Here is a 26,516-nt window from a genome sequence, read left to right as displayed (position 1 = left end):
ATGCCGATTTTCATTTTTCTTCTCCTTCTATCACCTTAATCAATCGATTGATTAAAATGAATATCTTTAATTTAAACATCTTGATTTAGAGATAATTTATCATAGGAGTGAACGGGATGTCAAAGCTTCTGCTTCCGGTCTATCATATCAACAAAGCTATAAGCACTAGCATTTCACTTGTGGGGAAATCAATAATGTTAATTTACAAATTAATATTATTGATTTAATTCGTGAATATAATTAAATTTTATCATTTATATATTCTATTCTTTGTTATATAATCAAATCAAATAACTGAAAGGAATTACAATATGGCTTATCCAGTAATCACAGATTGCCCTGTATGCAGTAAAACATTGAAAATCACCAAGCTGCACTGCTCCCACTGTCACACGACGATAGAAAACGAATTTGAATTATCCAAACTGGCCTCCTTATCAAAGGATCAGCTTCATTTTGTAGAAGTATTTCTAACCTGCAGAGGAAATATTAAAGAGGTCGAAAAGGAACTGGGGATATCGTATCCAACCGTTCGCGGTAAACTGACAGATATCATTTCAACCCTTGGATATGAGCAGAAAAAGAAAAATGAAACTGATGAGAAAAAAGTTGTGACCATGTTAGAGAATGGTGAAATCACACCAGAAGAAGCTATTAAGCTTTTAAAAGAGGAATAGGGAGGAATCGATCATGAAAGAGGAAATTACACGAGTGTTAACAATGGTTCAAGAGGGAAAGATTGATGCAGAAAAAGGCTCTGAACTAATTCAAGTATTAAAGGACAAAGAAGAAACCGCCAATAAGCTTGTTGAGAAGCCGGCTAGATACTTAGACAAGACATTAAAAATTCATGTTGTTTCAGCTCAAAATGATAACGTCACAGTCAATTTACCCATCAAACTAATCAAGGTGCTACTAACAGCTGGACATAGCATCGCAGCAAGTATTCCTCAATCGGAAAAATACGTTAAAGACCTCGATATAAACCTTATCACTGAAGCGATTGAACATGAGTTAGATGGCCCTATCATTGACGTTAAATCGGCAAATGGGGATACCGTTTCAGTCATCATCGATTGATGGTTCGCTTATGATACATGTAAAAGTGAAAACGAAAGACATCAAGTTTTCTATTCCCATTCCCTATGTGGTCTTTAATCTTGTTATCTCAATCGCGTCTTCAACATTCTTACAGAAAAAGATTAACAAATGGACAGAGCCAAGCCTTGATAGAAAAAAGGCGCACTCGAATTTTGCCTTGCCATCAATCGATAAAAAAATTCTAAAATCCATCGTTAAGGAACTAAAAAAGAATAAAGGGCTCTTGCTAGTAGACATCAAAGCTCAAGACGGCACTGAAGTTAAAGTTAGACTATAAATAAGCCCTTTGATTAGCTGCATGTTGAAGTAACCCCTTCCAAATTTAGATGGGGTTATAGCTGCTGTTCAAATTATCACGACTTCTGATTAATAGATCATTCTTGTAAACCCACATACTCAAGCAACCAAAACATACAAGTTTTATAAGTTAACTCTCATTCTCGTATAAACACTGGACTTCCGCCCATAAGACATACGTTTTCGCCCTAAAACAGGCTGTGTTCGCCCTTAAACTATAAGAATCAATACCACTGAACGCTCCCATCTTCAAAATAGACAAACTGAAAGGTTTTTTGAACATATTTTGAGTGGTTTTCAAATAAAAACCTTAAAAACCACCCTAATTACGCCTATTTTGATTGGCGGTATACTCAGGAGGCGGAATATCTCATACATCTTGAAACTCCCCTCTTACCCTTTCATTATGCTTATTTATATCCGCAAAAAAGAGCCATCTCACATGCAGAGATAGCTCTGAATCTATTTATTAGCTGACTTTTTCCTTCCCAGCTTCTTCAATTTTGCTGATGGCCTCACGGCTGCTTACATCAACTCGTTTTAGGAATAGAGCAAGAACGATGGCAACAATATTGATTCCTAATGTGACAAGGAATGAGTATTGAATGCCGGAAAGAAGGGCTTGCTGGCCGAGCAATGCCATCGATTGTTCGGTGACAGTGGTCGGATCGATTCCCGTCATCATGCTTTCAGCTTCTGTTTTCGTCACAGAGTTCATAATGGTGACAAGTACAGCTGTTCCGATTGAACCGGATACTTGTTGGGCTGTATTGTTAATTGCTGTTCCGTGCGGGTTCAAGCGTGTAGGTAATTGGTTTAGGCCATTTGTGATTATTGGCATCATAACCATAGACATCCCGAACATGCGCAAGGTATAGATTAAAATGATGTATGGGTACGATGAATCAATCTGCAGCTCGGATAACAGATAGGTGGATATTCCCGTTATCACAAGACCAGTCAATGCGAGGACACGCGGACCGAATTTATCGAATAGTTTACCAGTGATAGGAGACATAATCCCCATAACGATTGCTCCCGGGAGCATCATCAAGCCAGAATCGAGCGGTGATATGCCGCGGACATTTTGGACATAGGCAGGCGTTAAAATCATGCCTGAGAACATGGCGACTGCATTCACGATGGCGATAACAGAGGCCAAGGCGAACATCGGGTATTTATAGGCACGTAAATCCAATAAAGGCTTCTCCATCTTCAATTGGCGAACGATAAAGGCGATTAAAGCAATACCGCCTACGATTAAAGTGGTTAAAATCACTGGGTCTGTCCATCCGTCAGAGCTTGCGGAGCTAACTCCGTATAATAGTCCGCCAAATCCAAGGGTGGATAGGACAACGGATAAATAATCAATCGTAGCTGTCTTATCCGTTTCCATCACATTCTCAAGCTTCCAAACAGACAATAATAAGCTCAATACGGCAAGAGGCAAGATCATCATAAAGAGAATGCGCCAGTCAAAGTATTCAACGATATATCCGGATAATGTCGGGCCAATTGCTGGCGCCGTAATCATAACAAGGCCGAAGATTCCCATCGCTGTACCGCGTTTTTCCCGAGGGAAGCTGATCAGCATAACATTCATGAGGAGCGGCCCCATGACAGATGCACCGGCCGCTTGAACCATCCGCCCTGACAATAGAACGGCAAAGTTCGGTGCAAAGGCGGCCATCGCTGTGCCGAGTGTAAAGATTAACATCGATGTGATGAAAAGGCTGCGGTTAGAAAACCGGGTAATTAAGAAGGCTGAGGCAGGAATTAATACCCCGCTCACAAGCATATACCCTGTTGCCAGCCATTGAACGGTAGAGTAATTATCTATCTTCAAGTCCACCATAATGGATGGCAGTGCAACATTTAATAAAGAGTTATTTAAAAACGAAACGAAAGCACCAACAAATAAAATCACGATCATCATATATGGAGGTTTCTTTGATTGCAAAGCTGTATTCATATATCTGGTCCCTCTTCTTCTTTTTTGAAATTTATATACTAGATGATTTTATACAAGTCGTTCAAAAACATCAAGTATATTGTACTTATGGTTCAAATTATTGAGATTAAAGAAGAAGAATTTTATAATTAAACCATAGATTGACTATCGGAGGGCCTATGAATAAACGAAAAAGACATGTTGCAGACGTCGCTTTAAAATTATTTGTTGAAAAAGGGATTCAACAAACATCCATACAAGAAATTATTGAATTAGCCAATATATCTAAAGGAACCTTCTACAATTACTTCTCATCGAAAAATGATTGTATTGCAGAGATTCTCGAGGGACTGCGTTATGACGCAAGCCAGCTGCGCATGGAGATGCAGATGGGCAGGGACCCGAATGACCGGCAAATCTTCATTGAGCAAATCTCTATCCTAATGAAGCTGAATGAGGAAAGAAATCTACATGCCGTGTTTGAGGCCATCATGAGCTCCAATGAGCCCGAGCACAAGAAGCTGGTCCTGCACCACCGCTTCCATGAAATGGAGTGGCTTTCTCACCGCTTTGTTGATTTATACGGAGAAGACATCCGCGAATATGCACTGGAATGTGCCGTCTTGTTCTTCGGTATGATGCAATACGTCATGTTTACCGTGCGAATCTCTCATATGCCCCACTCCGTTGAGCGAATCGTTAATGTCCTTCTCTCCTATATCGAGCTGATCTACCCAAGCATGATTGATGGAGATAAATCATTAATTAACCAATCCTCCCTCCACTTCCTCAGAAGCAATATTGACCGGAGGGATATGACACTTAAGTCGATATTAGAGACAGCTGCTTATCTCGAGAAGCAGGACGGATTCACGGAGGAACAGCAGGATCTCTTCTCTGCCATCGTGTCAGAGCTCAAGCAGGAGCGCATTCGAAAATGTGTCATTCAGCCTTTGCTCAAGCCATTGCAGCTTGCCTTTTCACAGACACCGCTAGAGATGCAGGTTGCCAACTTCACGAATATGGTTTGGTATTTTTTAAAGGGTATATAATAGGGAAGGAAAACGCTGTCAAATTTCATTTGCAGCGTTTTTTCTTTGAAAATCCCCCCCTTTTATTTTTTCGTCAACATTGTGTTTATTTTCACAATCATTTCGGGAATAGGACTAATGAACTATAAAAGGAGGAGGTTCAGCAGCATGAGTAAAAAGAAATTAACAACGAACCAAGGTGCCCCGATTGCGGATAACCAGAATTCACGTACAGCGGGAGCCAATGGTCCCATCCTTTTGGAGGACTATCAACTAGTGGAGAAATTAGCCCACTTCAACCGTGAACGTGTTCCTGAACGCGTTGTCCATGCACGCGGATTCGGTGCACACGGCGTCTTTACCGTGACAAATAGCATGAAGCACTATACGAGTGCGCATTTCTTGCAAAATGTTGGCCAGGAAACTCCCGTGTTCGCCCGTTTCTCAACCGTAATCCATGGACTTCACTCCCCTGAGACCCTGCGTGACCCAAGGGGATTTGCAGTCAAGTTCTATACGGAGGAAGGGAACTATGACTTCGTCGGAAACAACTTGCCGGTATTCTTCATTCGAGATGCTATCAAGTTCCCGGATGTCATTCATTCCTTAAAACCTGACCCTCGGACCAATATACAGGATCCCGTGCGTTATTGGGACTTCATGTCTTTGACTCCTGAAGCAACTAATATGCTGATTCATCTGTTCACAGATGAGGGTATTCCAGCCTCTTATCGAACTATGAGAGGTTCAAGTGTCCATGCCTATAAATGGATTAACGCTGAAGGCAAGACAACCTATGTGAAAATCCGCTTTGTCCCTAGACAAGGAATCATCAACCTAAGCATAGAGGATGCAGAACGAATCCAGGCTCATGACTTTAACCATGCAACCCGTGATATTTATACCGCTATTGATAACGGGGAATATCCAGTATGGGATGTATATGCACAATTCCTTGAACCAAAGGACATCGACAATTATGATTACTTCCCGTTGGATGCCACAAAGGACTGGCCTGAAGAGGATTTCCCATTTGTGAAATTCGGGGAAATGACCTTAAATAAAAATGTCGAAAACGTATTTGCTGAAACCGAATCCGTCGGCTTTAACCCTGGGGTACTTGTGCCAGGCATGCTGCCTTCTGAGGATAAGCTCTTGCAAGGTCGTTTATTCGCCTACTCTGACTCCCAACGTCACCGTATCGGACCAAACTACTTGCACTTGCCAATCAATGCACCGCACGTTCCTGTCAGCAACAATCAGCGTGACAGTGAAATGCCATATAGACAGCAAACAGAGCCTATTAACTTTGAACCGAACAGCAATAAGGATACTCCGAAGGAACAAAAAGAATATGCAGAGGCTCCTCAACCTTTAGCCGGCAGCGAAACCTTGCGCCATGCAATTGAAAAGACTTGTCCATTTGCTCAGGCAGGACGCATCTACCGCTCCTACAGCCCTGAGACAAAAGAAGCCCTAATCAAGAACCTGGTGCATGATTTAACGCCAGTAAAAGAAAAACGTATGGACATCCTAGATCGCGTTCTACACAACTTCGGGGAAGCAGACAGCGACTTGGCTATGGCGATTGCAACAGGCTTAGGCGTAGAATACAAAGGATAAAAAGAAACCACCTGGCGACTGATCTTGGCCAGGTGGTTTTCACTTTGGTCTAATATAGGTAAAAAAATTTAGAAATTCACGCTCATTCACCGTTATCGTCTTGGTCAAATCCTTTGTTCGCAGAGTGAATTCTTTCACCCCAATAAATTCAGACTGAGCGATCAAGTAAAATTCGGCCCCTCTTCGATATCCTTTAAATGGCCTCCGCAGCTTATATACCTTCATGAGACTACCCTCTTATTCCGATTTCGCAACCCGTACCTTTAGTTCAATAATAAATTCCTCTTGATGGTTCGGTGAATAATGCATCGCCCCGAAGATTTCATAAACATCACCAATGACTATCAGCTCATTTGTTTCGACAAATTCCATCAGCTTCTGATAATTGCGCATATATTTCTCCGGGGTATACACATCCGCAATATACACATATGTACCTGCCTCTATCTTCGCTATCTCCATTCCAGGCTGCAAGGGAATATTCATCTGATTATTCAGCACCGGCGCGAAGATGCTTTCATAATAAATACTCTCGATATCCGTATAATTCTTATACGGAAACACAGCCCCAAATCCCGTGTTTAAAAATCCGCTGATTGGCTCTACTGTCTTCTTCAGCTGACTATAGGAGGCATTCGAGATATCATTCGGCTTCAAATCCTTTGCAGCAGCGCAGATAATAGTTGTTTCCTCTTCCTCCCATACGAACACTTCCCCAAGGGCAGGTGTTTGAAGATGCCTTTGCATACGTTTCTTCACAATAGCGATATTCTGCTGGATCTTCAAGAGATCATCGAGCTTCTTTTGAATCAGCTTTTCCTGGTCGGAAATGAACTCAAGTAAAAGCCAAGGATTCATCTCTTGAGCCCTTTTCATTTCTTCAAGCGGTGTTCCAATATATTTCAAGGATTTAATCAGATCCAACTGGGATAGCTGCGAATCCTTATAATAGCGGTAATTAGTGTTGGGGTCGACATGAATGGGCTTTAAGAGGTCAATCTTATCATAATAGCGAAGTGCTTTAATGGAGACATTCGCCAGCTTTGCCATTTCCCCAATTGTATACAATGTTTCCTTCAAATAAAATCACATCCTTTCCCTTATTATAATAGAAAAAGTACATGCATATGAGGAGCTCTTCCCCTTATGCATGTACTTTTCATGAATGAACGGCTTCTTTTGCTTTCGCACTGTCTGGCATCTTCCATGCCAGCGTCATACCAATCCCGATTGCTAAGACTATAATGGCGAAATAGAATGGATAGTTCAAGTCAACATCGAAAAGGATTCCGCCGATGATTGGTCCGAATACATTCCCGATGCTGGTGAACATGGAGTTCATACCGCCAACAAAGCCCTGCTCACTTCCAGCAATCTTCGATAAATACGTCGTTAATGCCGGACGCATTAAATCAAACCCGATGAATACCGTCCAAGTAACTAGTAGGATCATGGAGTAGGATTCAACAATTGTCAGTACATAAACCAGGATAGTGGAGAGTACCAAGCTGTAGCGAATCAAACGAATCTCCCCGAACCATCTTGTCAGGCGGTCAAAAAGCCCCACCTGGAAGACAGCCCCAATCAAGGCTCCTCCTGTGATCATAATGGCAATATCCTTTGGGGTAAAGCCAAATTTATGATCGGCAAATAAGGAGAACAAGGATTCAAATGCGGCCAAGCCAAAGGATGAGATCAAAATAATCATGAATGCGATGAAATAGATTGGGACAAAAACCCGTCTCCATCCTTTATGTTTCCCAGTTGCAGGTAGTTCTATATTCTCTGGATTTCGTTCAGGCTCCTTAAGCGTAATAATCGATAGAATCGCCGCTAAAAGAGCAAATCCTGCTGCAAAGAAAAATGGCACCCGTGTACCAATCTCAGCTAAAAAGCCCCCGATTCCCGGTCCGATAATAAAGCCTGTTGAAATGGCTGCTGACATATATCCTAATGCTTTCGGGCGTGATCTCAATGTGGTGATATCCGCAATGTAGGCCGTGATGGCCGGCATGATAAAGGATGCACTAATCCCTCCAAGAATCCTGGATAAGAATAGGGCACTTACATGCTGCCCTAGCCCGAAAAGCAATTCTGAAAAGCTAAAAATCAAAAGCCCAATTACAATCATCCGCTTCCGGCCAAAAACATCAGCCCACTTCCCTGCAATCGGTGACACAATCAGCTGCATAACCGCAAAAGCTGCAACCATATAGCCCACTACGGAGCCCGATAGGTTCAGCTCATTCATAATGGTCGGCGTAACTGGAATGACGAGACCAATGCCTAAAAAGGCAATAAATAAGTTCATTAATAAAAGAGCTAATGTATAGTTCTTTTTCTGCATGTTTTCTCTCCTCTTTTTCGAACTGCTATAATCAACTATAAAGTCTAACCCTAGGGGAGAGTCAATAGAGGCAAACTAGTTTTGTGATGTTCGATTTTGCGTAAGCGCAATCATTATTACGGTGGATAATGCTGTGCTTTAGAAGTACCTATTGACCCCCTACAGCCCCCTTTGTCATGGATAAAGGGTGGGCTTTGCCTGGCTTTTACCACCCCTTAGCTAATCCAGGCGGGACATATTGAAAAAACCCGGACAGTTAATCTGCTCCGGGTCTTCCATTCCTCTATTTACAGTTCTTCGCCATTTGTTTCGATGACTTTTTTATACCAGTTGAAGGAATCCTTTTTGTAACGCTTCATGGAGCCTTTTCCTTCGTTGTCACGGTCTACGTAAATCATACCGTAGCGCTTTTTCATTTCGCCTGTTGTGAAGGAAACGATATCAATGATGCCCCATGGTGTATAGCCAATAAGGTCTACACCATCATAATTGACCGCTTTCTCAAGAGCCTCAATATGTGATTTCAAATATTGGATTCTCTCCGGGTCATGGATAGTGCCGTCTGCCTCAAGTGTATCAATTGCTCCGAAGCCGTTTTCTACGATGAAGAGCGGTATTTGGTAACGATCGTAGAAGCGGTTCAAGGTATATCTGAGTCCTGTCGGGTCGATTGCCCATCCCCAATCGCTTGCCTTGATATACGGGTTTTCCACACCGCTCGCAAGGCCTCCGTTTACGATATCACCTGTATTATCATTCTTCACATCGCTCTTAACAGTTGTGGACATGTAGTAGCTGAAGCCAAGGTAATCGACTGTACCTTTACGCAGGATTTCATCGTCGCCCTCTTCCATTTGAATCTTATAGCCTTCACGTTCAAACTCTTTGAGCGCATAGCTAGGATAATATCCGCGTACTTGTACATCCGGGAAGAAGTAGCGCTGGCGCATTTCCTCTTCAGCGTGCATGATATCTTCCGGGTTGCATGAGTACGGGTAGATTGGCACATGGGAAACCATCGCTCCGATTTGGAAATCAGGATTAATTTCTTTTCCTTTTGCGACAGCAAGCGCACTTGCCACCAATTCATTATGGGCTGTTTGGTACATAACTTCTTTCGCATTTTCACCTTCACCGACAAGAACGCCGGAATTTGTCCATAGGAAAATCGGATTGTTCACATCCATTTGGTTATTGATTTCATTGAATGTCATCCAGTATTTCACTTTGTCTTTGTAACGATCAAAACAAACCTCTGCAAATTTCGCAAAGAAATCGACGACTTTTCTATTGCGGAAACCGCCGTATTCACGTGCGAGGTGAAGCGGCATTTCAAAGTGAGATAAGGTGATAACCGGTTCAATTCCATGCTTCAATAATTCATCGAATACATCATCATAGAATTTCAAGCCTTCTTCATTTGGCTCAGCTTCATCCCCTTTTGGGAAAATACGGCTCCAGCCAATGGAAGTGCGCAGGCATTTAAGTCCCATTTCCGCAAATAGCGCAATATCCTCTTTGTAGTGGTGATAGAAGTCAATCGCTTCATGGTTCGGGTAGAACTCGCCTTCTTCAATCTTGTCCGTAATCTTTCGTGCTACCCCATGAGCACCAGCTGTCATGACGTCAACGACGCTTGGTCCTTTTCCGCCTGCATTCCAGCCTCCTTCGAATTGGTGGGCGGCCAAAGCGCCGCCCCATAGGAAATCTTTTGGTAATGTTGTCATTGATCGTTCCTCCTCAACCTACTAGCGTGAATAATTTATCATTTAATTTACTTTCTTGGATATCTTCTACAACAATATCTTGATAAATATGTGAATTAGTCACAATAACTGGTGTAATCGTTTGCAAGCCTTTGTTAACAATCAAATCCTTATCGAATTCGACTAGCAAATCACCTCTGCTGATCCGGTCTCCTTCTTTCACCTTCAAATCGAATGGCTCTCCATTCAATCCAACCGTTTCCAAACCGATATGAACGAGCAGCTCGATGCCTGTATCTGATTGCATGCCAATCGCGTGTTTAGAAGGTGCAACCATCACCACTTTACCGTCAAATGGCGCATATAATTTATTTTCTGTTGGTTCAATTGCAACCCCATGACCCATCGCTCCAGAACTGAATACCGGATCTGGCACTTCCGCAAGCGGGATGACTCTTCCACTAACCGGTGCTCCAACTGTTTCATGCACGCCTGCTGGACGGGATACTTCTTTTGCTTCCACGTCAGTTGTTGTTTCTGTTACTTCCTGTTCTTCTTCACCAAAACCAAATACTTGAATCAACGCAATCGGAAGGACAATTGCAATTGCAACACCCACTAAAATCCCCCATACAGACATTGGATAATCCGGGCTGATACCGTTAACGATCGTAAGCGGTCCAGGAAGACCTGCATAAGCGAAATAGTATGGATTGAAGAAGCTCGCTGCAATCGCACCAATCGCACCCGAGATACAACCGAAAATGAATGGTTTTTTGAATTTCAAGGTTACACCATAGATTGCTGGTTCAGTGATACCGAACAGGCCTGTTACACCAGCAGAGATCCCAACCTTCTTCGTTTCTATGCTTTTCGCCTTCAATACAACACCTAATACGGCTCCGACTTGGGCAATAACCGCAATCGTTTGATAAGCCTGGAAGGAATCCATGCCATACATATCGAAGTTCGCCAATACCATTGGCGTGACACCCCAGTGAACTCCAAAGATAACAATCACTTGCCAGAATCCACCGATAATCAAACCAGCTAAGGCAGGAGCATTCTCAGCCAAGTAGTTGTAGCCGATCGCAATTCCGTTCGCTCCCATTGTTGTGATTGGCCCAATAACTAGAAGTGCGAGCGGGACCATGATAACCATGCATAAAAATGGAACAAATAATGGCTTAATAACATCGTTCATACGTTTATTTAAGAAACGTTCAACATAAGATAACATCCACACTAAGAAAAGCGGCGGCAGCACAGATGATGTATACGTTGTTTCAGATAAAGCTAAACCCATAAATGTGATATTCTCTCCTGCGGCAATTTGAGCAGCCATAGACGCCCATGTTGGACTGACTAATGCAGCAGTACAAGCAATAGCTATATACAGATTTGTCTTAAAATGTCTAGCTGCTGTTATTGCTATGAAAATTGGCAAGAAGGTGAACGGCGCCCAAGAGATGAAATCAAATACTTGGAATGTGCCTGTCGACTCAAATGCCGGAAAAGCTAGCTTCAATAAAATTAACGTTCCTTGCAGAATACCTGCTGCAGCTAATATGTAAATAAATGGGGCAAATACAGCGGACATCGTCGCGATGACCCGATTCAGTACCGTTCCCTTATTTCCGTTCTCTTCATCTGATGATTCTAGATTGACTAATTCAGAGAACTGCTCGAATACGGTTCCCACATGCTGGCCGATGACAACCTGGAACTGGCCGCCCTTTTCCACGACTGTGATAACCCCAGGCATCGCTGCCACTTTCTGCTTCATTTCATCCGTTGTTTTCTTGAGTACGAGCCTTAATCTTGTTGCACATCGAGCAGCACTGATGACATTGCCTTCGCCCCCGACAGCCTCCAAAATATCCTTAGCTAATTTGCTGTAATCTCTAACTTTACCTGACAATTTGTACCCTCCTCTATGTTATCGCTTTCATTTGTTTGTATATTCACATTATAATTAGTACGTAATAATTTATCAATACACAAATAATATTTTTATTGTTGAATTATTTTTCTCGAATCGTGATATAATATAGAATAAAAAAACAAAAGAATAAGCGGGGAAATAATCATGTTAAAATATCAGCAAATAGCGTTAAAAATAGAGAAATATATTGAGAGCAATAATCTTCAGCAAGGAGACAAATTGCCTGTACTTGAAACATTGATGGCTCAATTTGGCGTCAGCAAAAGCACCATCATGAAATCCCTTGATTTATTAGAAAAGAAGGGGGCTGTCTTTCAAGTTAGGGGCAGCGGCATTTATGTCCGACGAAATAAAAGGAAGGGCTATATCAGTCTTTTATCAGACCAAGGTTTCAAGAAGGATCTTGAGGACTACCAGATCACCTCAAAGGTCTTGCAGCTCGATATCCGTAAAGCAACCGAGGAAATCGCCAAAAACCTGAATATGGAGATTGGCGCGGAGGTTTATCATGTTACGCGTATTCGTTACATTAATGGGCAAACCTTATGCTTTGAGGAATCCTACTATAATAAATCGATTGTTCCCTACTTAAATAATGAAATAGCCACTGAATCGATTTTCCACTATATCAAGGAAGCCCTCGGACTCAAGATTGGCTTCTCAGATATGTTCATGAATATTGGAAAGCTAACTGAGGAGGAGGCCGGCTATTTAGGGCTGCCGACTGGTTCACCTAAGCTTAGTACGGAAAGCATCTTTTACTTAACGAACGGGCAGCCCTTCGATTTCTCGAAGGTGACCTATAATTATGAACAAAGCCAGTTCTTCGTACAAGGAAATGGGGATCTATACAATTTCCAATGATATTAGATGATTAACAGTAGAAAGAAGGAGATGCATCATGGAGGCCTTTTGGGGAGAAGTCATCGGTTCAGCCATCCTGCTGTTCATTGGCGGCAGCGTATGTGCAGGCGCCAATTTAAAGAAATCTTTTTCATATAATATGGGTTGGCTCGCCATTCAGATTGCCTGGGGCTTAGCTGTCGCTTTGGCCATATTCTCGGTTCAGCATATAAGCGGTGCTCATTTGAACCCCGTCTTCACACTTGTCTTTGCCTTCTCGGGAACTTTCCCTTGGGAACAAGTTCCCGCTTACATTGCGGCACAATTGGCAGGCATGATGATTGGTGCGGCTGGCGTCTACCTGCACTATCTTCCTCACTGGAAGGAAACGAAGAGCCAGAAGGTTATTCTCGGCTCATTTGTGACGAGCCCCGCCATTCAGCACACCTTCTCCAACTTAATTAGCGAAATTCTCGCAACCTTCGTCCTAATGTTCGGCGTCCTCTCACTCGGCGCGAATAAGTTTACAGACGGACTCTACCCGCTGACAGTCGGCTTCCTGATTATCACGCTCGGACTCTCTGTCGGCGGAACAACTGGAGCTGCCATGAACCCGGCACGCGATCTTGGGCCGCGCATCGTCCATGCACTCCTGCCGATACCAGGCAAAGGACCATCCCAATGGACATATGCGTGGATCCCCATCATCGGTCCGCTCCTCGGCGGAAGCATGGGCGGATTTCTATACAACCTCCTTTTCAAGGGAGTCATGATGCCTCACCTCCTTCTAACCGTCATGGTTACGTCAGCGGTCTTAATTGGATGCTATTTGTCCAATATAAAAAAAGCGGACAGGCCACAAACAGAACGAGTCAGAGCCATGTGAAAACGAAATACTCTGTGAGGCTGGGACATAAGTATTTTAGCCAATGATAAACCCGAAGGATTAGACGATAAATGAATGAATCTATCGTCTAATTCTTCGGGTCTTTATTTGTTATTTTCCATGCACGAGTTGATTGTGACTTTCTACTATTAGTGACTAGTGGAATGGAGCGAAATGCACTCGACTCCTGCGGGAAGTAGAGGAAAGCGAGTGCATTTCGCGGAATGGAACGGACTTGTATTTCCAACTGCTGTTGAATAGGAAGAATAAGTGACAATCATTCGTTTTTAAGGAATATTTATTTCGTTTTGTACAAGCCTCATTTTTCACCGAAAGGATTTCCTTTTTTTTTGCATTTAAAAGAGCGTATACTTTTCATTAGAAGAACATATCTTTCAGCTATCCTAAATAAAATTTATAAAGGAGCTGTTCTTTAATGGTAAAGGAAAATAGATGGCTTTCATCCTTTCTCATCCTCATTAATGCCGCTTTTGTCTACTTCTATCTCACCCATCTTTTAGCTGAACCGACACCCCGCTTCAGCATAATCGGATTAATCCCGGTCTTTCTTGGCCTCTTCGCCTTCTTTTACATTCATAAATCGTCTGCTCAAAAAACGCTCTTTACCAGCATCACACAAACTCTGAATATCCTCTTCATCATCTCCCCCATCTTGACAGTTGTTTTTTTGCTCATGTTTCATGAAGCATAATGGCTCACCGTCAAATTAAGACACAAACAGACAAAATAAGTCGTAATTTGTAGAAAGATAGTCATTGAGAATCCGTCCAAACTCCCGAATAATGAAGAGATAAGAGCAAGATCATACTTCCATAGAAAGAGAGGCCGCATATTGAAGAAACCATTCGTAAAAGTTGGGAAAGAGAATACAATCAGCAAGGAGCTTGCGAAGGAAATCAGCTATGAGGATCTAATATCATATGGAAGGAAATTCAAGGATACCGTTTTTAAGTTTGGGGAAATGACTGACTTCCCTTTTCCCGGTGTATTCCCGCTCCTCTATCCGAAATGGCAGGATGAGAATGGGGAGGACTATTTGGTCATTGTTGCGGAATACAACTTCCTTCCACAAGCAGCCCTGTACTTGAGCGTAGACATTGATTACTTACTGGAGGAAATGGAGAAAATAGCAGAACAGGCAGAGCTTGATGCCGGCTATAAGATCTTTGAGCTCCATTATGCAACCGATAATGAATTTGATTATTTAATCACAACGGTCGCTGTCATTGCGCCTGAGGATGCCTCAAACCTATATGAGTGTTTGGAGATTGTCACCAATACATATCTATATCCTCTGTTTGTCTCCTCCCTCCGCTTTGCGGCTTTGAGACATCAAGAGGATCTAAATGTCATGATCAAGGACTTAGATGAAATCATTCAGCACATTAATGAGGAGAACGTTAAGGTGTAAGAGTGAAAAAGGGGAACATGTCATTACTGGCACGTTCCCCCTTTACATTTAATCAGCATATGTTTTATTGAAGCCACTACTCCCAATGTGTCTCTTCTTCCCTGCATAAATCATTTTGGATAATACGGTAATCTCTCGGCTTTATCTAGATGATTCGTCTACCAAGACTATTCATCTACTCTTATAGGGAAAGGCTTCCTTTGCTTTCTTTATAACAGCAAACCATTGTGACTGAATTTGATTATGGTGATTGATAATTTGAGGTGCCTTCAAAATAGTTGTATCGTAAGTGCTGTGAGCATCTTCTATAAGAATAACTTCATATCCTTTGCTGCTTGCACTCCGACAAGTGGCATCCACACATACCTCCGATTGAATCCCTGCAATAATAATGCGTTTGACACCTCTTTTAGTAAGTTCCTCCTGAAAATTTGTTTGCTGAAAGGCATCAGGATAATCTTTTTCAATAATAACGTCTTCTTCCAATAGCTGAATGTCTGGATGTAGATTCCATCCCGACTTTCCTTGTTCGATAGGGGTTCCCTTTTTACCATTATGTATTGTAAAAAAGATGGGGATTCCCTCCATACGGGCACTTGAAATAAGGAATTGGACGTTCTGTAATAATGCTTCACTTTTATGTATAGATTTTCCCATTGAAAAAGAACCGATTTGCAAATCAATGATAAGCAATGCGGTATGAAGATTATCCACAAGATATCCCCACCTTTTCTTACTTTTCTAGTAGCATATCCATTTTGCCGCTTAATCTTGCAATAAATATCCTAATGAGAATCGACCACATCCTCTTACTTACTCACCACATTTAAATATATGGTCAGTAATCAATCAACTTGCGGTCTCCCTTTAGTAGGTTCATATCATCTAAAATGAAAATAGACCCATTACTTGTTTTTTCAAGATTGGGTCCATTTTATTCTCCTGCTCCACGATTACGATTTAATTAATAATCGGTAATGGTGTCTTCTCTTTCCAGCTATTGATGAACAATTTTTGCTGCGGGTTGAGATTTCTCGGAAGTGTCGTGCGCTTGTAGAATCGATGCTCCCGGTTGCATTCATCCATGATTTTAACTTTCCCTGTATATTCTTTGGCCATAAATACAACCTGCAAATGAAATGCCTGATCACCGAACTTATTCGTAATGAAGCAATCTCTTCCTGATAGAATACCGAAGAATTCCGTCTCTTCCACCTTTAAAGATGTCTCCTCCAATACCCCGCGGATGGCAGCATCTACATATTTCTCACCGATTTGCATGATTCCCCCAGGTAAACTCCAATGATTTTCACCTGGACTTCTTTGCAGCAGGATTTTATCCTCTTTCTCTATAATCATTCCACATCTAATACGGATGGGTTCATTCAGCATAACGGGTCCTCCTCGAAGCAAGTACAGTAGTTATATCAATCATCCTTTACTATACAAGGAAGATTCATTACTTGAAAATGGGTTTGAGCCATATTCCCCAAAAATATGATCAGCCAACATCCTTCCAAGAGAAAACCACTTCTATTTGTTCGGCTAGAAGTGGTTTTGTGAAATCTACATCTAGTTATTGAATCGATTTTAAAAGAGCCTTCATTTCTCTTGCTTGTTTTTTCTGCGTCACGATAATATGTTGCACAATGGATTTAAGTTCTTTATTTTGCGTATATTTCAGGATATTAGCTCCCATCTTAATAGCGCCTTCGTGATGGGGAATCATTTCTTCAAGAAAATCTTTATCGATATTTCCTGTCGGTTTAGCATCTTCCATAGCCGTTATCATTTTTTGATAAATGCCCTGATAAGCTTTCAAATAGGATTTCTCGGCCAGCTTATTGACCTTAGGATTCAACTTTAGCTGCTTTTCCAGTGCCTCCATTTTCTCAATACCAGCCAATTGCTCTTTTATAATGTTTTTAGCTAGCTGCTTGACCTTGTCATTTTGGCCATATGTCAGGACATTCTCAGACATGGATACCGCCGCTTCATGATGCGGAATCATCTCATAGATGAAATCAAGACTAGGATTCCCTGTTTCCGGCGCCTCCTCCATTTCCTTTTTCATGACACCTAATATACTTTGGTAATTTTCATAATAGGCTTTTTCATTTTGAGTCAGCTGTACGTCTGCTTGTACACCATTCATGCACAAAGCCCATACAAAAATGCCAAGACAGGCTGTTCGAATACTTCTTCTCATTAAGTTTCCCTCCTATAGCCGGCTCTTCTTAGTATGCGAAGGGAGGGTAATCTTTTATTCCAGGTACTTAATGCGGTTGTAACAAACGTGAATGCATGATGATTATTCCCACTTAAAAAATATAAGTGATACACCTATACAAACTAGCGAAATGACTGCCATGACAGCAATCGGCATAATCGCATTCTCAATCGGAAGCCCGATGACGGCGGCCTTCAAAAGCTTAATCCCCTGTGTAAGCGGCAGAATGTCCGCAAACCTCTGCAAAGATTTCGGCATGACTTCATATGGCAAGGTAGCCCCTGAGAAAATCAGCATTGGGAAATATAAGAGACTTGCCATCACGCTCGCCATCTTCGTATTAGGAGCAATTCCCCCGACCATCATGCCAATGCTGAACATCGAAAGGATGACGAGCAAATAGCCGCCAAAAAAGTACAGAACCGAACCTGTTAGCTGAAAATCGAAGAATAACACCGCACAGACATATAGTAAGATGAAGGACAAAATCGCATAAAGTGTATAAATGCTGACTTGCACAATCAAGATCATCACTGGACTGACCGGTGTCACCTTGAAGCGCTTCAGGATTCCCTTGCTTCGATAATCTGACACGACAAGCGGCAGCCCCATCACGCCTCCAGCCGCGATGGCGATGGTCACAAGGCCGCCAAATGATTGTTCAAGAAATGTGTACCCCGCTCCATCAAAGGCTGGCTTGTCCCCATAAATAATGCCAAGAATCATCAAGACAACCAAGGGCACGCAAATAGCGAAAATGAACATATCCATCCCCCGCAGAGACAGCTTTAGTTCAGTTTTAAGCATGGTCTGAAACATCTTCATCCTCATCCTTCTCCTCTCCCGTATACCAAAGATACGCATCCTCCAATTTCTCATATGGACTGCCTTCAATCGCCTCCGCAACCGTTCCCTCAAAAACGGATTTGCCGCTCTTTAAGATACAAATGCGATCGCACAGCACCTCCACCTCATCCATGAAATGTGAGGTTAGAAAAATCGTCAACCCTTTCGATTTCAGTTTGGCAAGAATCTTCCACACAGCTCGCCGGGCCCTCGCATCCAATCCTGTTGTCAATTCATCCAAGAAAACGACCTCAGGCTCAGGGATCAATGCCAGGACGATAAATAGACGCTGACGCTGGCCGCCAGATAGCTCCTTAACAAAACTTGACCCTTTATCCGCAATCCCAAATTTACTTAGCAGGTCATGATAATCTGCTGGTTCTTGGTATAGGGAGGATATCTCTTCACATAGCTCATTTACTTTAATTTGCTCTTGATAGCCGGTCTCCTGAAACTGAACACCCACCCGTTCAAAAAGCTGCTTCCGACTGCGGACTGGGTCCATCCCAAGGATAGATACTGAGCCGTCATCCGGTTTTTTCGTCCCTGTTATACATTCAATCATCGAGCTTTTTCCCGCTCCATTCGCCCCCAGCAGACCGAAGACTGTGCCCCGTTCCACTGCGAAACTGATTGTATCCACCGCAACGCAACTCCCATATGATTTAGATAGCTTCTCAACGATAATGACACTCTCCATCTCTTTCCCTCCTTCTTCTTTTGCCTATGTAAAAATAACACCAGTCAAAAGACCGGTGTTAAGGTGGAGGGTTTATCGGAATCTTTCTCTCATCTTTTTCAGCATCTCCTGCATGCGAAGAGCATTTCCTTCAGCTGCATCCAGCGACTCAATCAGCTTATCACAAACAGCAATGATATCCGTATCTGGCCTTGGTGTATTCAGGACCTCCTTGATATCAGCCTCTGGATTTGAGGATAATTCCTGCAGCATACGCAGGATGGCTTCAAGAGAATAATTCGCACAGCGAAGCGTACGGATGACTTTCAGTCTCTTAATATCCTCTTCCGAATAAACACGATACCCATTCTCCTTTCTCTTCACCGCTAGAAGACCATTCATCTCCCAATTCCTGAGGGAATCCATTGAAATATGCAGTTGCTCGGAAACCTCTTTTCTCTTAAATGTCCTCGTATTTGCTGCTGCAGACCCAGCCAGCAGCTCCTTCACGACTTGAATGGCATCCTCCGACTGCTTCCGTTCCCTCCGAAGCTGTACTAAATAGTCATTTGTAAGCTCAATAGAACGGTCGAAATGTCCTTGTGCGGATTCCTTTACAATTTGGACTACCCTTTTGCGTAAACCATTCTGCAGGACCTCAATCTGAAACGCCACCCTGGCAAGCCGGATTTGTGAAAGGTGGAAATCCGTAAACACCCGGTATCCATTCGCCTCTCGCTCCACCTTCGGCAAGAGTCCCCACTTCTCATATAAACGCACCGTATTCGGATGAATCCCGATGATTTTCGCCACTTCTGCTGTTCTATAGGTTTTCATCGCCATAACCTCCTGCACTCTATCACCATGATAGCATTGAATAAAAGTCTGGTGGTTTAGTGGAGGGTTATGCTTTTCCATACAAAAAAACCAGCTCACATGAACTGGTTCTTACTTGTCCTCCCGCAATAAATAGCTATTCCCCTCCGGATCTCTGAATGTAAACATCGATCCGTACGGCATTTTCATGATTTCTGTGACTTCTACACCCTTCTCTTTCATCTCCGCATAGGCTTTTTCAATATCAGTCGTACTGAGTAAAATGGACGGATGCCCGACATTCGTAGATGGGTTTTGCCTTTTCATCGCGTTCTTATCATAAAGAACAAACGTCGTAAACTCGCTCTCACTCGGACCCACTTCAATCCAGGCCATATTCGGTCCCATTTGCTGCTCAAATTTAACCACAAACCCCATCTTCTCCGTCCAGAATCTCTTCGCTGCAGCTTGATCCTCTACATAAATGGTTATTTTCCCAATTTTATTAATCATTTTGATTACCTCCAGCTTAAAAGTACCCTCCTATCCTCTCCTAAATCTGGCCATCCAAACCGACTAACTTTCGCTTCTTTCTTAAGAAGAGCACCTTTTACCCATTTGACTAGCGAACATCACAAATGACCATAAAAAAATTTCAAGGATTGGGGAGTTGAGGAGGTGAATCCGTTTATTACTATCATCAAGCTATAAAATGAATGCCATATGCACACAGCCGGCCATCTACTTAGCATTAAAAGCAGATGTCCGACTGCGCGTCTTTATGTATATATGGATGAATGAATTTGGATGCGTTTCGTGAAAAGTTCACAACAGCTTATACGAAAGAAGGAAGTTTTCCACATCCATTACCCTTGAAGTTTTCTCCAATTCTCTATTGGCTTGAAAATATGATTTCTAAGAACCGGCTCTACTCGTTCCACTTCCTTATTTTCAAGAATGGAGAGTATATCATTATGTTCGGCTACCATTCTTTTTACATAATCCTCACTCTGAATTAGTGTGATTATTCGATGATAGTTTGAAGCCATTTGCGAAATGGCTTTCCAGGTGTTCTTTCTTTCATGGCTGCAAAAAATAATCATATGAAACTGGTCATCTAATTCAAAAAACCTGTTTGCCAATTCTTTTTCATTCCGCAAGCCCGATTTCTGATTTACTAATATGTTTTGAAGATGAACATTTGTTTTAAGCTGTTGAAGATAATCAGCCGGAAAATGGCTGCAGGCCATTTCTAAAAATTTCTTTTCTAAATCAAACCACATGCTAGCCGCTTCCTCAGCTAGCTCTAGATTGATTTTTGTAACATATGTACCTACTTGAGGGATTAGTTCAATGAGATGTTCTTGCTGTAATTTCCACAGGGCATTTTTGATAGGCGTACTTGAGACTTTAAGTGTCTCAGATAGTTCTCCAACTCTTAATAGTTCACCCGGGTGTAACTCCAGCGATAAAATACCTTCCTTAATTGCACGATAGGAATAATGACTATTATTCTCACCAGGTAATCTTAATACCGTTTTTAACATATTGGTCTCACTCCTATTAGAGAGAATCGACTATGTATTTTCATTAAACATACATAAGGAAGAAAGATCATCTACTACAAATGATCTTCTAACTTCCTTATGTGTTTAAGGACCAGCACATATAGATTAGACGGCTGCCTTTACATTACATGAGCGTGTCGATAAATCCACAAAATGCATCTACAGGACTTACACCTTTGAATTCTGAACGTCCTAATAATTTATCAACGATTGCCGATAACGTATGCTCGTGATTATCATAAGCATTAATATACGTCTTAACTTGCGGTACATCTGCTAAGTGGAATGGACATTGCAGGGATATAAAGATTGTTGGCACTTCATTAACATAGAACGGGATGTCTGGAGTTCCTTTTGAAGGATTCCATTGGATACGTTGGTCTGTGCTTGGTGGTACATCTGCTATGTTTATGACTAAATCATACTGATTTGTTAAGTCAGCAATTGGACGTTTTTGAGCGTATACGTTCATGACGGCCCCTAACATTTCCTGCGGCGGAAGCTTCAAGATTTTATCAATGGCAGATTCATAGATTTCAACCTCAAAACCTGCTTTTTCAAGTAATTCCTTCATTAATTCAATTGGCTTCTTCTTACCGCCTGACATAGCAGCCATAATCTTTCCATAAGCAGATTCTGGTCCTTTTACTTCAACAAGCAATACTCGCTTATTCTTTTCTGGACTGATTGGCAGCAATTCCTGCTTATTCTTCACCAATGTGATTGCTTTATCGGAAATTTCTAGTGCAATAGCCTTATTTGGTTCTGTTCCGATTTTCGCCATTGCTTCTTCTTTTGGCGGTAATATTTCTGTCTTCGCTTTTGTATGCAGCCCTAAAGAAGCCTTCAATCCTAAGATACGTGTTAAAGCCTCTTCAAGTCTTTCATTCGTAATGATTCCTTTTTTATATCCGTCCATCATCCAATGGAAGTCTTCCTCTGGGTCATTAAAGAATAAGAACAAGTCACAGCCAGCCGCAATCGCTGCAGGAAGCATTTCACTGCGCTTCATAGCAGATGTCATCGCTACCATGTGAGAAGCATCTGTTACGATTACTCCATTGAAGTTCAATTTATCTCTCAATAGGTTTTGTAATACGATGCCATTCAAGCTTGACGGCATAGCTAACTCTTCGACAGTCGCATCTGGTTTAAAGTGACGGACATACTCCGGTAAAGCGATGTGTCCTGACATGATAGATGGTAATCCCGCTTCAATTAATCCTCCATAAACTTTCCCGAATGTGTTATCCCACTCTTCTACTGTTAAAGTATTAGGAGCAAATGATAAGTGATGGTCTCTTTCATCTACGCCATCTCCAGGGAAGTGCTTAGCAGCTGGGGCTATACCGCTCTCCATAATACCTCTCATGTATTCTAGAGAGTATTCCAAGACTTGCTCTGCCTTATTGGAATAACAACGAGTAGAGATTACTGGGTTTCTCCAGTTCATATCGATATCAACAACTGGCGCAAAGCTCCAGTTACAGCCTATAGCAGCTGCCTCTTCTCCTGAAATTCTCCCCATTTCATATGCATATTTGGGATCATTTGTTGCGCCAATTTTCACTTGACTAGCCACATACGTACCGTCTATGCAAGCCCCATTTCCACCGCTCTCCGTATTTGCCGCAATTAATAGAGGGATTTTACTATTTTCCTGCAGGATTTTATTTTGGTCATATACTTGTTCAGCTGTAGCTGGATTGTAACGAACTGCACCGATATGATAGTCATTTAACACGCCTTTTAAATACTCTTCATCACGGCTTGCTCCCATATTGACGAATAACTGACCGATTTTTTCTTCAATCGTCATCTCTGCAATCATATCTTCTACCCATTTAATCGCTTCATCTGTTAAATGAAATGGTTTTGCTTTTAAATTCACCATTCTTACTTCCTCCATCTATCATCATTATGTACATTAGACCGGTTTGTATGTGATAAGACATTAAGCCTTTCCCACATCTTCACCGGTCCCAAATATTTGGATCATTTTTTCGTAAATTCCCTTTTTGCGGCTAAATCCGCAGCAAGCTGAAGTGTTCTTTTTTTATTTAGTGGATACAGGAATAAGATAAGTGCAACTAGTCCATATAGAATTCCTGGTACCAATGTACCTAACATGTGAATGCCATTTAGCACTTCCTGTGGCTGCGTTCCAACTGTCGCATCATAGCCAACAGCCGCAATCGCAAAACCGCCAATTCCGCCGGCCAATGCCTGGCCTACTTTTCGCGACATAGAGACGATTGAGTAAACGGTTGCATCTTCACGTAAGGATGTTTTGTATTCATGATAGTCAATAACATCTGAGATGAATGCCCAGTTTACGAAGCTATAGAAGCCCATACCAACCATACCAAGTGCCATTGTAAGGATAAATGGCATTACGGTTAGACCTTTTAGGAAATACAACAGGGTAAAGACAGCAGCTGCAGCTCCTACCCCAACAACGGACACTTCCTTTTTCCCGAATTTTGCTACTAACGGTTTTACCAATGGAACCGTAAGGAACATGGCCGCCATTTGGATAAGTGAAACTAAGCTTAAAGCAGATGCATTACTGAAATAGTCTTTAAACAAATACGTATTAACTGCTTGAGTAATGAATTGTGTGACCATGATCATCAGTGATGCTGCCAAAATCCATAAGAATGGTTTATTTGTCACTAAGCTTTTGATTGAACGAAGGAAGGCACCTTTTTCAATTTCTTTTACTGGTACTGCGATACGCTCTGTAGTCAGTTTATAGCAGCCGATATAACAAGAAATCGCCAATACCCCAAAGACAATTGCTGTCATGAACATACGGTCTGCACTGATTTTGTTATCCACGAATACAATCATTGGTCCTAAAACACCGATAAGAAGACCTGCCAATGATGCACCGATTGTGCGCCAAGTAGAAAGTGTTGTGCGTTCAACCGGATCAGCTGAAATAACAGAAGCCATTGATCCATAAGGAATATTAACCGTACTGTATAAAGTCCCCCAAACAATATATGTCACGAAAGCCCATGCTAGATAGAAGCCGTTAGACATGCCCGGTATTGTCGTGAACATCAATACCCCTGTAATAACCAGCGGGAATGACATGCGCAAAATCCAAGGCTTAAACTTTCCATGCTTCGTTGCTGGTCGTGTATCAATAAAACGACCCCAAGCGACATCAGCAAATGCATCCCATAGGCGGGCAATCATAAATAGCACACCGACTGTTGCAGCACTGATATGGAAAATATCTGTGTAGAAAACCATTAAAAAAGTGCTTGTAAGGATAAAAAAGAAATCGTTTCCAAAATCACCTAATAAATAACCTAATTTATCTCTAAAGCCGAATGGCCGAGCTACATTCGATTCAATTTGATTCTCCTGCAGCATTGCTGGCTCTCTCATACTCATGCTGAAAACCTCCTAAAATCATTTCATTATACTTTGCTCAATGTTGAGCATAATTGGACAAATTTTGACCCAGACTTCATTTTCCGGTAACTAGTTGGTGTCATTCCCATTCTTTCTTTAAAGAAGCGGCTAAAATGAGCGGCACTTTCAAAGCCAGTGGATATGTATATATCCTCAAGCGGCAGATTGGGCTGCATTTCTAGCAAGTACTTTACTTGAATCAACCTGCAATCCATCACATATTGCATGACCGTATAACCCGTCACCTCTTTAAAAAGATGAGAAATATAGTATTTACTGAGATTTAACTCTTTCGCGATTCGTTCTAAGCTGATTTTTTCACAATAGTGTTGATTGATCCATGAGGCAATATTATCCGCCTGCCGTTTCTTTTCGATGTTTTTTGGCTCAACTCGGAAATATTGACTTGCACTCATTTTATAAATCTTCATGAGGAGCTGAAGAAATTCAAGCTCTATTTCAGCCTTTAATAAGACATTTACCTGGCCTGTACATTCAAATTCCCGATGAATTTCTTCCAGTTGTACTGCGAGCCACCTGATTTTCTTGGACACATACTGACCTGAATCATCAAATCCTGTCCTAAGTATGCAAGTGTTCATTTTTTGGAAGGGAGACAGAAGGTTTGGCATCCCCAATCTAGACATAATCTTTTCCCACCAAGCCGGTGAGAAATGAACCATACTCCTCACATAGGTTTCAGGAGAGGTTGTATTGGCCTTATGTAAAGTCAATCCATCCAACAAAACAATATCCCCTGGCTGTAAATCGTATATAGCATCTTGAATAAAATAGTTACAATGCCCTTCTTCAAAAACATAAATCTCATATGTACTGTGGGTATCAAATCGATTCTCTGACATAGCTTGATTTAATCCTTGAAGACGGTAAAAAGCCATGATTGATTCATCTAATACTTTAGGTTGATAACAGTCTGTTGCCCATCGATTCACTACTATTCACACTCCCGGAAGTCAGCATTCTAAAGGAAGTTCCTCAGAATACCTATTACCATACTAGTATACCAAAAGAAAAAAAGCATTCTACGAAAGTGCTTTCTTTTCCTTTTTTTTTGACTTAAATTGTGCTTGATTTTTTCTGGGTTACAAAAAGGCTTCTAAAAAGATGGTGTCCTTTTCAGAAGCCTTTTTCATTGAAACCATAGATTGCTGTACTTGATTAGGGATACCATTTAAACAATTACAGAATACCTGCTATTATCCCTTCCCTGAAATCTTCGTCTATAAATGCACAGCATGATTGTAGTTATGATCGGATAAATAAATATCTTTATATAGTTACACTAGCAAGAGGAATCATCCAGCCTTTAATAGAAAGCAGAATCCTAAATTACCTTTTTATTCCATTAGCTTGATATTGACCTTTCAATCTTTTATGCTAAATAAGTAAGAAATTCTATTTAGGGGTGCAGCTATGAAAACATTTAACTACAGACACTCAGCAATGGAGCTTCTATCAACTAAAGAACTAAGCATTATTAATAATCCACAATCACTAAAGAACAAACTGTTTTCAAAACGAAAACTGATTACAGTTGTATGTGCCGCCTTCAATGCCGAAAAATCTATAAGCAAAATGATTGAATCTGTTATTCATCAAAGCCTCGATTTTGAAAAGATTGAACTTATCATTGTAGATGATGGTTCTACGGATAATACCGCTTCAATAATTCGGAATTTTTCGAAAAATTATCCAAATATATCCTTGGTTATCCTCAACCAAAATACAGGAACTCCAGGCATTCCGAGGAATATTGGCATTGAAC

The 26,516-nt window shown here is 41.6% G+C and carries 27 protein-coding genes; 10 read left to right on the top strand and 17 right to left on the bottom strand.

Features of this window, described 5'->3' with window-relative positions:
• Positions 1-311: 311 nt before the first annotated feature.
• Genes ACI35L_RS16710 through ACI35L_RS16700 form a run of 3 tightly spaced genes read left to right on the top strand, consistent with a single transcriptional unit; the run spans position 312 to position 1,378 of the window.
• Complete coding sequence (locus ACI35L_RS16710; RefSeq protein WP_439803379.1) at positions 312-677, top strand: DUF2089 domain-containing protein; 366 nt, start codon at positions 312-314, stop codon at positions 675-677.
• A gap of 13 nt (positions 678-690) precedes the next feature.
• Positions 691-1,080, top strand: a complete 390-nt coding sequence (locus ACI35L_RS16705; protein ID WP_049672399.1) for an SHOCT-like domain-containing protein — start codon at positions 691-693, stop codon at positions 1,078-1,080.
• Between the two features lie 10 nt (positions 1,081-1,090).
• Positions 1,091-1,378 carry a hypothetical protein gene (locus ACI35L_RS16700; protein WP_049672400.1) on the top strand — a complete coding sequence of 96 codons (288 nt, stop codon included), beginning with the start codon at positions 1,091-1,093 and terminating at the stop codon, positions 1,376-1,378.
• Between the two features lie 489 nt (positions 1,379-1,867).
• On the opposite strand, the gene ACI35L_RS16695 is transcribed toward ACI35L_RS16700, so the two are convergent.
• Positions 1,868-3,370, bottom strand: coding sequence for a DHA2 family efflux MFS transporter permease subunit (locus ACI35L_RS16695; protein ID WP_049672401.1), 1,503 nt, complete (start codon positions 3,368-3,370; stop codon positions 1,868-1,870).
• Positions 3,371-3,528: 158 nt separating this feature from the next.
• On the opposite strand from ACI35L_RS16695, the gene ACI35L_RS16690 reads away from it, so the two are divergent.
• Positions 3,529-4,401: a TetR/AcrR family transcriptional regulator gene (locus tag ACI35L_RS16690; protein WP_439803378.1), complete on the top strand. Its 873-nt coding sequence runs from the start codon at positions 3,529-3,531 to the stop codon at positions 4,399-4,401.
• 147 nt (positions 4,402-4,548) lie between these two features.
• Positions 4,549-6,003: a catalase gene (locus tag ACI35L_RS16685; protein WP_049672403.1), complete on the top strand. Its 1,455-nt coding sequence runs from the start codon at positions 4,549-4,551 to the stop codon at positions 6,001-6,003.
• 39 nt (positions 6,004-6,042) lie between these two features.
• On the opposite strand, the gene ACI35L_RS16680 is transcribed toward ACI35L_RS16685, so the two are convergent.
• The 5 genes from ACI35L_RS16680 to ACI35L_RS16660 form a co-directional block, all read right to left on the bottom strand.
• A complete protein-coding gene (locus ACI35L_RS16680) occupies positions 6,043-6,228 on the bottom strand; it encodes a hypothetical protein (RefSeq protein WP_049672404.1) in 186 nt (61 codons plus the stop codon).
• Positions 6,229-6,240: 12 nt separating this feature from the next.
• Positions 6,241-7,083, bottom strand: a complete 843-nt coding sequence (locus ACI35L_RS16675) for a MerR family transcriptional regulator (RefSeq protein ID WP_049672405.1) — start codon at positions 7,081-7,083, stop codon at positions 6,241-6,243.
• A 79-nt stretch (positions 7,084-7,162) separates the two neighbouring features.
• Positions 7,163-8,350 carry an MFS transporter gene (locus ACI35L_RS16670; protein WP_439803377.1) on the bottom strand — a complete coding sequence of 396 codons (1,188 nt, stop codon included), beginning with the start codon at positions 8,348-8,350 and terminating at the stop codon, positions 7,163-7,165.
• Positions 8,351-8,637: 287 nt separating this feature from the next.
• On the bottom strand, positions 8,638-10,077 hold the full coding sequence (bglA, locus tag ACI35L_RS16665) for a 6-phospho-beta-glucosidase BglA (RefSeq protein ID WP_439803376.1): 1,440 nt from the start codon (positions 10,075-10,077) through the stop codon (positions 8,638-8,640).
• Between the two features lie 13 nt (positions 10,078-10,090).
• Positions 10,091-11,977, bottom strand: a complete 1,887-nt coding sequence (locus ACI35L_RS16660; RefSeq protein WP_439803375.1) for a beta-glucoside-specific PTS transporter subunit IIABC — start codon at positions 11,975-11,977, stop codon at positions 10,091-10,093.
• A gap of 168 nt (positions 11,978-12,145) precedes the next feature.
• Here ACI35L_RS16660 and ACI35L_RS16655 point away from each other — a divergent pair, with 168 nt between their 5' ends.
• The 4 genes from ACI35L_RS16655 (at position 12,146) to ACI35L_RS16640 (ending at position 15,162) form a co-directional block, all read left to right on the top strand.
• On the top strand, positions 12,146-12,865 hold the full coding sequence (locus ACI35L_RS16655; protein ID WP_439803374.1) for a GntR family transcriptional regulator: 720 nt from the start codon (positions 12,146-12,148) through the stop codon (positions 12,863-12,865).
• 37 nt (positions 12,866-12,902) lie between these two features.
• Positions 12,903-13,730, top strand: a complete 828-nt coding sequence (locus tag ACI35L_RS16650; protein WP_439803373.1) for an MIP/aquaporin family protein — start codon at positions 12,903-12,905, stop codon at positions 13,728-13,730.
• Positions 13,731-14,166: 436 nt separating this feature from the next.
• Positions 14,167-14,442 (top strand): hypothetical protein, encoded by a 276-nt coding sequence (locus tag ACI35L_RS16645; RefSeq protein WP_439803372.1) that lies wholly within the window; start codon positions 14,167-14,169, stop codon positions 14,440-14,442.
• A 141-nt stretch (positions 14,443-14,583) separates the two neighbouring features.
• A complete protein-coding gene (locus ACI35L_RS16640) occupies positions 14,584-15,162 on the top strand; it encodes a hypothetical protein (RefSeq protein ID WP_049672412.1) in 579 nt (192 codons plus the stop codon).
• Between the two features lie 171 nt (positions 15,163-15,333).
• Here the strand turns inward: ACI35L_RS16640 and ACI35L_RS16635 are convergent, their stop codons facing one another.
• The 11 genes from ACI35L_RS16635 to ACI35L_RS16585 all read right to left on the bottom strand — a co-directional run bounded on the left by ACI35L_RS16635 (position 15,334) and on the right by ACI35L_RS16585 (position 25,683).
• Positions 15,334-15,876 (bottom strand): cysteine hydrolase family protein, encoded by a 543-nt coding sequence (locus ACI35L_RS16635; protein ID WP_156185667.1) that lies wholly within the window; start codon positions 15,874-15,876, stop codon positions 15,334-15,336.
• A 246-nt stretch (positions 15,877-16,122) separates the two neighbouring features.
• Positions 16,123-16,554, bottom strand: coding sequence for an NUDIX domain-containing protein (locus ACI35L_RS16630; protein WP_439803371.1), 432 nt, complete (start codon positions 16,552-16,554; stop codon positions 16,123-16,125).
• 184 nt (positions 16,555-16,738) lie between these two features.
• On the bottom strand, positions 16,739-17,371 hold the full coding sequence (locus ACI35L_RS16625; protein WP_049672414.1) for a DUF305 domain-containing protein: 633 nt from the start codon (positions 17,369-17,371) through the stop codon (positions 16,739-16,741).
• 102 nt (positions 17,372-17,473) lie between these two features.
• A complete protein-coding gene (locus ACI35L_RS16620; protein ID WP_439803370.1) occupies positions 17,474-18,217 on the bottom strand; it encodes an ABC transporter permease in 744 nt (247 codons plus the stop codon).
• Entirely contained in the window at positions 18,192-18,938 is a 747-nt protein-coding gene (locus ACI35L_RS16615; RefSeq protein WP_439803369.1) for an ABC transporter ATP-binding protein, read from the bottom strand. Before ACI35L_RS16615 ends, ACI35L_RS16620 begins: the two co-directional genes overlap by 26 nt.
• A gap of 72 nt (positions 18,939-19,010) precedes the next feature.
• Entirely contained in the window at positions 19,011-19,754 is a 744-nt protein-coding gene (locus ACI35L_RS16610; RefSeq protein WP_049672417.1) for a MerR family transcriptional regulator, read from the bottom strand.
• 111 nt (positions 19,755-19,865) lie between these two features.
• Positions 19,866-20,246 carry a VOC family protein gene (locus tag ACI35L_RS16605; protein WP_049672418.1) on the bottom strand — a complete coding sequence of 127 codons (381 nt, stop codon included), beginning with the start codon at positions 20,244-20,246 and terminating at the stop codon, positions 19,866-19,868.
• A 353-nt stretch (positions 20,247-20,599) separates the two neighbouring features.
• Positions 20,600-21,280 (bottom strand): GntR family transcriptional regulator, encoded by a 681-nt coding sequence (locus ACI35L_RS16600; RefSeq protein WP_439803368.1) that lies wholly within the window; start codon positions 21,278-21,280, stop codon positions 20,600-20,602.
• Between the two features lie 145 nt (positions 21,281-21,425).
• Positions 21,426-23,195, bottom strand: a complete 1,770-nt coding sequence (locus ACI35L_RS16595) for a glycoside hydrolase family 3 protein (RefSeq protein ID WP_439803367.1) — start codon at positions 23,193-23,195, stop codon at positions 21,426-21,428.
• Positions 23,196-23,296: 101 nt separating this feature from the next.
• Positions 23,297-24,709 carry an MFS transporter gene (locus tag ACI35L_RS16590; RefSeq protein WP_439803366.1) on the bottom strand — a complete coding sequence of 471 codons (1,413 nt, stop codon included), beginning with the start codon at positions 24,707-24,709 and terminating at the stop codon, positions 23,297-23,299.
• A gap of 26 nt (positions 24,710-24,735) precedes the next feature.
• Positions 24,736-25,683 (bottom strand): AraC family transcriptional regulator, encoded by a 948-nt coding sequence (locus ACI35L_RS16585; RefSeq protein WP_439803365.1) that lies wholly within the window; start codon positions 25,681-25,683, stop codon positions 24,736-24,738.
• Positions 25,684-26,164: 481 nt separating this feature from the next.
• On the opposite strand from ACI35L_RS16585, the gene ACI35L_RS16580 reads away from it, so the two are divergent.
• Positions 26,165-26,516, top strand: a 352-nt coding sequence (locus ACI35L_RS16580; RefSeq protein WP_439803364.1) for a glycosyltransferase family 2 protein, incomplete at its 3' end; no start/stop codon positions are given.

It is taken from the genome of Pradoshia sp. (genome assembly GCF_051873915.1).
In the GTDB taxonomy this organism is placed as follows: Bacteria; Bacillota; Bacilli; order Bacillales; family Pradoshiaceae; genus Pradoshia.
Note: the sequence above shows the minus strand (reverse complement) of the source record. Positions and strands in the feature narration are given on the sequence as shown.